Below are 8,669 nucleotides of genomic sequence, written 5' to 3'. Positions count from 1 at the left end.
ATCACCACCGCCGTGAGGTCGAGGCCGCTCGCTCGCGCCATCTCACCGGCGAGCGCCGTATAGAGCGCCGGGGCGCCGTTCGCGGTGACGGCGACCGTGAGGATCGCCGCCAGCCCTGTCAAAATCGCAAAATTGTAGCCTGGCGCATCCGGCGTCAGCGGCGCGACCTGGAGCAGGGCGTGGCCGAGGCGGGCGCCGAGTCCGGTTTCGTTCACGGTGGCGACGAGGCCCAGCAGGGCGGCGACGTAGAAGCAGGTGCGCAGGTTCACCGCCCCGAAGGCTTCGGCCGGGAGCACGCCGATGCGGGGCATCAGACAGAGGATCGCGGCGACGAGGCCGACCCAGGCCGGGGCAATGCCGTGCAGGCTGTCGGTGACCCAGAAGGCGAGGGTTCCGGCCAGGATCACCGCGAGGCGGCGCGCCTCCGGCCGCAGGGGCTCCTTTGGAAGGGAAGCCCCGTTCTCACCATGGTCGAGCCGATCCGGGAACAGACGGACGATCGCCAGGACGAGGAGGACGCCCTTCACCAGGGCCAGCACCGGCGCGTGGAGCAATAGGTAGGGCAGGTAGGCGATGTGGAGGCCGTACTGCGTCTCCGCGGTGCCGGCCATGACGAGGTTCGGCACGTTGGCGGGCAGGATCGCGGCCGAGAGGATCGGCGTGGCGAGCCCCACCGCCAGCACCGCCCCGTGCCGGCCCGGCCGGCCTAAGCCGAGGCCGAAGGCGTCGCAGAGGGCGAGCACCACCGGAACCAGCAGGGCGATGCGGCCGAGGTTCGACGGCATCACAAAGGCGACGGCGAAGGACAAGGCGACGATGCCGGCGATGAAGGCCGGGTAGGAGGCCGAGAGGTGGCCCGAGAGACTTCGCGCCAGACGGTCGCCGAGGCCCGAGCGCGTCATGGCAAGGCCCACCACCATGCCGCTGAGCACCAGCCAGAAAGCCGAGGAGGCGAAGCCCGAGAACACAGTCGCGGGGGGGGCAAGGCGAAACAGCATCGCGCCCGCGAAGAACAGCATCGCGGTGACAATCTCGGCGATCAGCCCGCTCGCCCAAAGGCCCATGCAGAGCACGAGCAGGAGCGCGGTCACCACGACCGTCGCCTCCCCGCCCATCAACGCCCCTGCCGGCATCGCGTGATTCCATCCCGCTGGTTCGCCGGGACAATGGTCCTACCTTGGAGCCGTTCGCAATTCGGACTTTTCAGTGGGAGCCTTCGCCGTCGACGAAGGCTCAGAAACGGGCCGGGTCGAGTTCGAAGGTCGGCGGCAGGGCTTCGAACCATTCGCCGTAATAGGGATCGCGGGGTATCGTCGCCGCCCAGCGATCGCGAAAACGCTGATGCTCGTCCGGGTCGACGGTGCGGGCGCGGTTGCGGCTCTCGTAGTGATAGAGGCTCGCCTGGGCGCAGTAGACGCTGCGCAGGCCCCGCTCGCGCAGCCTCAGGCAGAGATCGACGTCGTTGTAATTAACGGCGAAGCCCTCGTCGAACCCGCCCACGGCCTCGAACTCAGCTCGCCGCACCATCAGGCAGGCGCCGGTCACCGCGAGGTAGTTGCGATTGCCGACGGTGGAAAAATAGTGCCCCGGGTCGTCGCCGGGATAACCGCGCCGGACATGGTCGGGCGTCGCGTCGACGATCGAGACGCCGGCATGCTGGATCTCGCCGGTCTCGAAGAGAAGTTTCGGCGCGACCGCACCGACGCCGGGAATCTGGAGTTGCGCCAGCAGCGCCTCGATCCAGTCGGGGCTGATCACCGCGATGTCGTCGTTGAGGAAGACCAGGACTTCGCCGCGCGCGGCCCGCGCGCCGAGGTTCATCTTGGCGGCCACGTTGAAGACCGGCTCGGACCAGGTCACGCGCTCGGCGCCGTGGCGCTCCAGGGCCGCCAGGGTCCCCGGCCGCAGGTCGCCGTTGTCGACCACCACGAACCCGATGCGCGGATAGGTGCTGAGAGCTGCGACGCTGTCGAGGCAGGCGGCCAGGAGATCGACCGTGCGGCCCCCGACGGTGCTGTCGCGGCCGGCACTCGGGATCACAATGGAGACGAGGGGGCGGTCGGTCAGCTTGCGCCGCAGCGCGAAGCAGCCCTTGAAGGCGGTGGAGCGGGCGAAGTCGAGTTCGCCCGTGCGCCGGGCCCGGTCCTCCAGGCCGCGGATCGCCGCCGCGATGACGTAGTCCTTGTTGTCCATCGTCTGGGCGGTGGAGCCGGGAATGGCGCGCCAGTGGTAGAGCACCTTCGGCACGTGGACGACGTTGCGGACGTGCTCGGTGTAGCGAAGGGCGAAATCGTAATCCTGCGCGCCGTTGCATTCGTCGCGAAACCCGCCGATCCGCTCCACGATGTCCATGCGGTAGAGCGCGAGGTGCGCCGTGTACATGCAGGCCTCGAGGGCCTCGGGCGACCAGTCCGGCTTGAAGAACGGCTCGTAGCGCACCCCGTCGATCGAGATCTTGTCCTCGTCCGAATAGATGAAGTCGACGCTCTGGTCGGCGTTCAGAATGCGGACGAACTCGTAGAGCGCGTTGTCGGGGATCGCGTCGTCGTGGTCCATCAGGGTCATGTAGCGGCCGGTGGCCAGCGCCATGGCGTCGTTCGAGGCCGCCGAGATCCGGCCGTTGCTCCGGCGGCGGTGGAGCTTGATCCGGGAATCGGCCGCCGCGTAGGCTTGAAGCATCGGCCAGACATGCGGCGCCGACGAGTTGTCGTCGCAGAGGCAGAGTTCCCAATCCTCGTAGGCCTGCGCTTGCACCGAGGCGATGGCCGCCTCGAGCCAGCGCTTCGGCGTATCGTAGACCGGCATGACGATGGAGATGCGCGGCCGGAACGGATAACCGGCGATCTCGGCGCCCATCGCCGCGACCGTGAGGCGGGCGGGCGTCTCCACGGTCTCGATCCAGGCCATGTAGGACGCCGGCACCGGCCGCGGCCGGGCGCTCGCGAAGAAGTCCTGCCAGAGTGCGGCGAGCCCCCGCTCGCGGGCGAGCGCCTTGATGCGAGCGAGGAGCGGGCCCGGCCGGCGTTCGGGCTCCGGCAGGCGAGCGAGGAGCCGGCGCGCGATTTCCGCCACCGCGCCGGTGCGGCCCAGGTAAGTCAACTCGACATGGCCGAGGCGGAACCGGCCGACGCCGCTCAGGGGATCGAGGCGCAGGCCCCGGACGCGGCGCGGCAGCCGCACGAGGTTGTCGATGCCGTTCGCGTCGAGTTCGAGGGGAACGGTCAAGGTCTCGCGAAAGCCCTTGCCGTCATCGACGTAGAGCAGGGGCGTCAGCTTCGCCCGGTCGACGGCCGCGAGGTCGGCCCGCAGGCGCACCCAGCCGCCGCGATGGCGCTTGCGGCCCTGCGGCGGCCACAGGCGGAAGTTCGGGTCGGTGCCCGTCGCGCGCCACGCATCGGGGGCCCCATCCGCCTCGATCTGGGTGGCGGGGTCGAGACGGCAGCGAAGGGTACGACGCAAACCCGGATCCTCTCGGGGGCCGGCGCGCGCGGCGCGCGGCTCATCGGCAGATCGCCCGACCTGCCGAGGCGAGGTTTAGGGCAAGCCCGCTTCCCCCCGCAAGGTCGCAGCAGATCAGGGCTGGTTGGCGGCAAGATAGGCGCGCCAGCCCCCGTGATGCGTGATCTCCGGGGCGCCCGCCACCGCGTGCGCCTCGCACAGGAAGCCGGAGGCCGTCTCGCCATCGGCCAGGGTGATCTTGCCGATGCCGAGGGGGGCGGGGATTGCGGCAGCGAAGCGCCCGAAGCTCGCCGGATCGAGGCTCCAGACCTCGACCTCGAGGCCCGGCCCGGCATGGCCGGGCTCTCGCACGAGACCGGGTTTGGCCGGCACCGTGCCGGGCAGGGCGAAGAGGCGGTAATCAGCCGCCGTTCGGGTGGCCCGCAGAAAACGCGCGCCGAGATCCTGGAGCTGATGGTTGAGGGCGAGGCCCGTGAGGTGGGCGCCCACAACCACGAGGGGGATCGCGTCGGACTCGGCCGCCGGCACACGGCTCGCCTCCGGTAGGGCGGCTGCCCGGTCGAGCCCCATGCCGCCGCCGAGCGCGCGATGCAGGGCATCGGCCCAAGGGGCCAGGGCCTCGTCCGTGAAGCCCGGCGCCACCAGCATCACGCCCGCCGGCAGCCCATCTTGGCGAAATCCCGCCGGAACCGCGATGGCGGCCATGCCGAGCAGGTTGGCGAAGTTCGTGTAGCGCCCGAAATGACTGTTGCGGAGGACGGGCTCCGCCTGCATCTCGGCCACCGAATAGGTGGTGGGCGAGGTGGGCAACAACAGGATGTCGAGTTCGCCCAGGATCATGTCCGTGCGGCGCTTGCAGGCCTCGAAGGCGTAGCGCCCCCTGAACGCGTCGACGGCGCTGTAGCCCCTGGCGGATTCGGCGATGGCGCGGACGCTCGGGTCCATGGCGGCCGCATGATCGGCGTGGAACGTCTCGATGGCCGCCAGCCGCTCGGCCACCCAGGGGCCGTCGTAGAGCAAGGCAGCGATCTCGCGGAACGGGGCATAGTCGAACGGCACAGCCACGCCGCCAAGCCCTTCCAGCCGGGCGATGGCGGCGTCATAGAGCGCCTCGGTCCCGGCATCGCCGTAGAACTCGCGTTCGTCGGGTGCCAGCACGCCGAAGCGCAGACGGGTGGCCGGCAGCGCCAGCGGAACCGCCATCCGGGAATAGGGATCGGCGGGATCGAACCCCTCCGCCACGCGGCGCACCGCGATGCCATCGCCCACGGTGGCGGAAAATACCGTGATGCAGTCGAGGCTGCGGCAGGCGGGGACGAGGCCGGTGGTGCTGAGCGCCCCGGGGGTCGGCTTGATGCCCACGATGTTGTTGAAGGCCGCCGGCACGCGGCCGGATCCGGCCGTATCGGTGCCGAGACTGAAGCAGACGAGCCCGGCCGCCACCGCCACGGCCGAACCGGAGCTCGACCCACCGGAGACGTGCTCGGCGCTGAACACGCTGCGCGGCGCACCGTAGGGCGAGCGCGTCCCGTTGAGACCGGTGGCGAACTGGTCGAGGTTGGTCTTGCCCGTCACGAAGGCACCGGCCGCCTTCAGGCGCGCCACCACGACGGCGTCCGCCTCGGGGGTGTAGGCGAAGGCCGGGCAGGCGGCGGTCGTGGGCAAGCCCGCCACGTCGATGTTGTCCTTGACCGCGAAGGGAAGGCCCCACAGCGGCAGCGAGTTCGGGACCGGATGGCGTTCCATGAGGTCGCGGGCGGCCGCGACGAGGTCGTCCCGGCAAACCATCGTGATGAAGATCGCCGGATCGGCGGAGGTCGCCATGCGCTCCGCGACGATGCCGGCCACGGCAACGGGATCGAGGGCCCCGGACGCGTAGGCCGCGCGCAGGGTCGCGGCATCGAGGATGGTGGGCAGCATCGGTACGGGTCTCCTCGATCGGCGCGGCGGGATTTTCGCCGTGCCGCGTGCGGCCCGCGGTGGCGGGTTTCAATGGTCCGGGTACGGGTGGGGGCGCCCTTGCGGCCGAGGTTGCATCCTCCGTGCCGACGCGGCGGTTGAACGGGCAGTGGCGGGGGTTCGCGACACCCTCAGACCTGCCAGACCCGCGGAAGCGGCTGCCCGCGATAGGCGGCCAGGAGACGCTGCGCCAGCGTCCGGAGCGCATCCGGATCGGCGCCGAGGCACCGCACGACGAGGTGACCGTTCCAGGCGGAGGCCGCCGCCGTGACGCCGGCCATCGCGACGTCGTCGAGGATCGCGCGGGCCTGCTCCAGGCGGCCCTCCGCCTCGGGGGAGACGTCGAGCAGGGTCGCCATGGCCCGGGCGCCTCCGCCGATCGCCGCGCGCGCGAGTTGCGCCGAGAGATCGCCGTCGAGGCGCACGGAATCCGCGTAGACCAGACGCCCTCCGCGCCGGATGCGCCAGATGTCGGTGAGGTGCCCCCGCGTAATCGGCTCCTGGCGCGCCGTGCGCCCGAACGTGACGGCTTCGAAGGCGAGGAGCCGCGCATCCGGCGCCAGATCCGCCGAGAATCGCCGCTCCAGGGCGGCCTGATCGAACAGGATCGTCTCCTGCGGCAGGAAGGCGAGGCGACCCCCGGCCGCGAGGGTGGCGCACGTCGTCAGGCGGCTGACCGGGCCGTCGGAGCGGTAGATCTTCTCGGCCGCCGTCGTCGTCAGGACGAGGTCGGCGCCGGCCCCGACTTCGACCGTCACGTCGAACGTGTCGCCACAGGCGATGCCCCCGGCGGTGTTGAGGAGGACGGCTTCACAGGGGCCGCGCATCCGGCGCGGCAGCCGCATGCGGGCCGGCCCCGCCTCCGCGATATCGCGGATACGGGTGTCGTGGCCGTCCGCGCAGTCGACGCTCAGGTGGATGCGCCCGCGCGAGCGCTGGCGCTCGGGCGCCGCGACGAGCGGGAGCGAACGGTCCGGATCGAGCAAGGCGGCGCTTACGCCGGACCGGTCGCCACGGGACGGGCGGGATCGGCCCCCCATTCCGACCAGGAGCCATCGTAGAGCGCGCGCTGAGGGCGCCCCAGGGTCTCCAGGGCCAGACCGACGATCGCCGCGGTGACGCCGGACCCGCAGGTGGTGACCACCGGCTTGTTCACGTCGACGCCGGCCTCGGCGAAGACCGCGCGCAGGGCCTCCGGGTCCTTCAGGCGGCCGTCGGATTGAAGCGCGGCGTAATGGACGTTGCGGGCGCCCGGCATGTGGCCGGGGCGGACACCGGGGCGAGGCTCCGCCTCCTCACCGCGGAAGCGCGGCGCGGAGCGGGCGTCCACCAATTGCGCGCTGCCGGTCTCGAGAGCGCGGACGACGTCGCCGGCATCGGCCACGGCGCCGTGGTCGAGGCGGGCGGTGAAGTGACGCCGGTTGCGCGGTCGCCCCTCGCCCTCCTCCACGGGGTAGCCGGCCGCGATCCAGGCCGGCAGCCCGCCCTCGAGGATCTCGACGTCGCGGACGCCGAAGGTCTGCAGCATCCAGCGCACCCGCGGCGCCGAGAACAGGCCCATCCCGTCATAAACGACGATATGCGCCCCGTCGCCAATACCCAGCGCCCGCATGCGGGACGCGAAGACCTCCGGGCGCGGAAGCGTGTGGGGGAGGGGCGAGGTCTCATCGCTCATCGTGTCGATGTCGAAGCGGATCGCGCCGGGGATGTGCCCGGCCAAGTACTCGCCGCGCGCGTCGCGACCCTGGGCCGGCAGGTACCAGGACGCGTCGAGGATCACGATGTCGGGGGCGCCGAGGCGGGCGTGGAGCCATTCGGCCGTGACAAAGGGCGTCGTCGCCATGGTGTTCTCTGCTCGATGGACCGGAGGGACTCCGGCCGGGACTCGCCCTCGGGCGCTCGCGAACCGGCACCAAACCACATCCGGACAGGTGTTGCACGCCCAGCCGGCGCGCCGGCCAACCGAACCCGCAACTTCGCGACGGCGTTGACACCCGGTAGATCGACCTCAGGAGCCCCTCCATGCGCATCGCGACCATCCTGCTCACCGCCTCGACCCTGGCCCTCGGCGCCGCTGCCGCCCAAGCGCAGACCGGCGGGTCGGGAAACACCAGCGGCATGAGCAATCCCAGCATGAGCAATTCTGGCGTGAACAACCCCGGGATAGGCAGTTCGGGCGGCGTCGGCAGCACCGGCGGCGCGGGCGTGACCGGCAGCACGGGTGGGGTCGGACCGGGGACCGGCGCCGCGCGGAATCCGAGTGCGGCCCCTATCCCGAGCACCGGAGGCGGCATCAGGTCCGGCGGCGCGCCGGCCGGTGCGCTTCCGCGCTGAGACCAATCGCGCCGGCCTTTTTCGTCGCAGCCGGGCGACGCACGGTGCCAAGGCAGAAAGCGGCGGCTATGGAGGGAACGGCACCAATACCGCAACGCCCCCAGGACATGCTTTGACCCCGCGCGAGACCTATCACATCGAAGTGCTCGCCTCGGAGGACGAGGCCGGCGCGCGCGGCGAGGACCCGGTGAGCCAGCGCATCTCCGTGCGGACCGGCTCCGTCGAGGCCGCCAAGGAGCGGGCCCTCTCGGTGTTCGCCCGGGCCCGCGCGCCGCAGCGCTCGGGTGCGCCGGCCGAGGCTGTACGGGTGATCGACGGCGCCGGTACGGAGGTGTTCCGCTGGAGCCGGTTCGACGAGCCGTCTTGAGGGATCGAGATCCGGCATGTGGCGCGCCCTGATCCTTCCGACCCTGGTTCTCGCCTTTGCGGCCTTGTTCCTGCGCAGCTACACCGTGCCGCCGGCCCCCGACCGCCGCGGCGGCACGGTGGTCTCGCTGAACTGGCCGAACCGACCCCTTTTCGGCAGCCCGCGCGGTGCGTGCCTCGATCTCGCGGAGGGCCAGCCGGTGATCGCCTGCCTGATCGCATCCGTGGCGCAAGCGCGTCAGGACGGCATTCCCCTGCTGCAGCTCGGGTTCTGCGCCACCTGCTACGGGCTCTCGCAGCGCCTCGCCACCCTCGGGCGCGACGAGGCCGCGACCCAGGCGCGCCTCGCCGAGATCGGACGCTTCGGCTGGTGAGGTTCGCGTTGACGCCGCGTCGGCCACAAGCCTAGAAGCACCGCACCATGACCCCGACGTTCCGCCCCGCCCGCTATCACACGCCGTTTCCTTAGCGGCCGGGCTCGTCATGCCCCAACCGCTGCGTCGCCGGCGGTTGATCTTCTCCAAGTCACGCGTCGACGGCCCGGCTCATTC

The 8,669-nt window shown here is 71.3% G+C and carries 8 protein-coding genes; 3 read left to right on the top strand and 5 right to left on the bottom strand.

Annotated features, from left to right (window positions below):
• The 5 genes from MFF30_RS18005 to sseA form a co-directional block, all read right to left on the bottom strand.
• Window positions 1–1,133, bottom strand: a 1,133-nt coding sequence (locus MFF30_RS18005; RefSeq protein ID WP_238280854.1) for an SLC13 family permease, incomplete at its 3' end; no start/stop codon positions are given.
• 100 nt (window positions 1,134–1,233) lie between these two features.
• Window positions 1,234–3,459: a glycosyltransferase family 2 protein gene (locus tag MFF30_RS18000; RefSeq protein ID WP_238280853.1), complete on the bottom strand. Its 2,226-nt coding sequence runs from the start codon at window positions 3,457–3,459 to the stop codon at window positions 1,234–1,236.
• Between the two features lie 114 nt (window positions 3,460–3,573).
• Window positions 3,574–5,379 (bottom strand): allophanate hydrolase, encoded by a 1,806-nt coding sequence (gene atzF, locus MFF30_RS17995; protein WP_238280852.1) that lies wholly within the window; start codon window positions 5,377–5,379, stop codon window positions 3,574–3,576.
• Between the two features lie 170 nt (window positions 5,380–5,549).
• Window positions 5,550–6,404, bottom strand: a complete 855-nt coding sequence (locus MFF30_RS17990) for an urease accessory protein UreD (RefSeq protein WP_238280851.1) — start codon at window positions 6,402–6,404, stop codon at window positions 5,550–5,552.
• Window positions 6,405–6,412: 8 nt separating this feature from the next.
• Window positions 6,413–7,261 (bottom strand): 3-mercaptopyruvate sulfurtransferase, encoded by an 849-nt coding sequence (gene sseA / locus MFF30_RS17985; protein ID WP_238280850.1) that lies wholly within the window; start codon window positions 7,259–7,261, stop codon window positions 6,413–6,415.
• A 179-nt stretch (window positions 7,262–7,440) separates the two neighbouring features.
• On the opposite strand from sseA, the gene MFF30_RS17980 reads away from it, so the two are divergent.
• The 3 genes from MFF30_RS17980 (at window position 7,441) to MFF30_RS17970 (ending at window position 8,492) form a co-directional block, all read left to right on the top strand.
• Entirely contained in the window at window positions 7,441–7,752 is a 312-nt protein-coding gene (locus MFF30_RS17980; protein ID WP_238280849.1) for a hypothetical protein, read from the top strand.
• 112 nt (window positions 7,753–7,864) lie between these two features.
• Window positions 7,865–8,119, top strand: a complete 255-nt coding sequence (locus tag MFF30_RS17975; protein WP_238280848.1) for a hypothetical protein — start codon at window positions 7,865–7,867, stop codon at window positions 8,117–8,119.
• Window positions 8,120–8,135: 16 nt separating this feature from the next.
• Entirely contained in the window at window positions 8,136–8,492 is a 357-nt protein-coding gene (locus MFF30_RS17970; protein WP_238280847.1) for a hypothetical protein, read from the top strand.
• Window positions 8,493–8,669: the final 177 nt, after the last annotated feature.

Origin of the sequence: Methylobacterium goesingense, from assembly GCF_022179225.1 — a bacterium.
Lineage (GTDB): Bacteria > Pseudomonadota > Alphaproteobacteria > Rhizobiales > Beijerinckiaceae > Methylobacterium > Methylobacterium goesingense.
The sequence above is the reverse complement of the archived record's forward strand: the minus strand, read 5'-3'. Positions and strand labels throughout refer to the sequence as shown.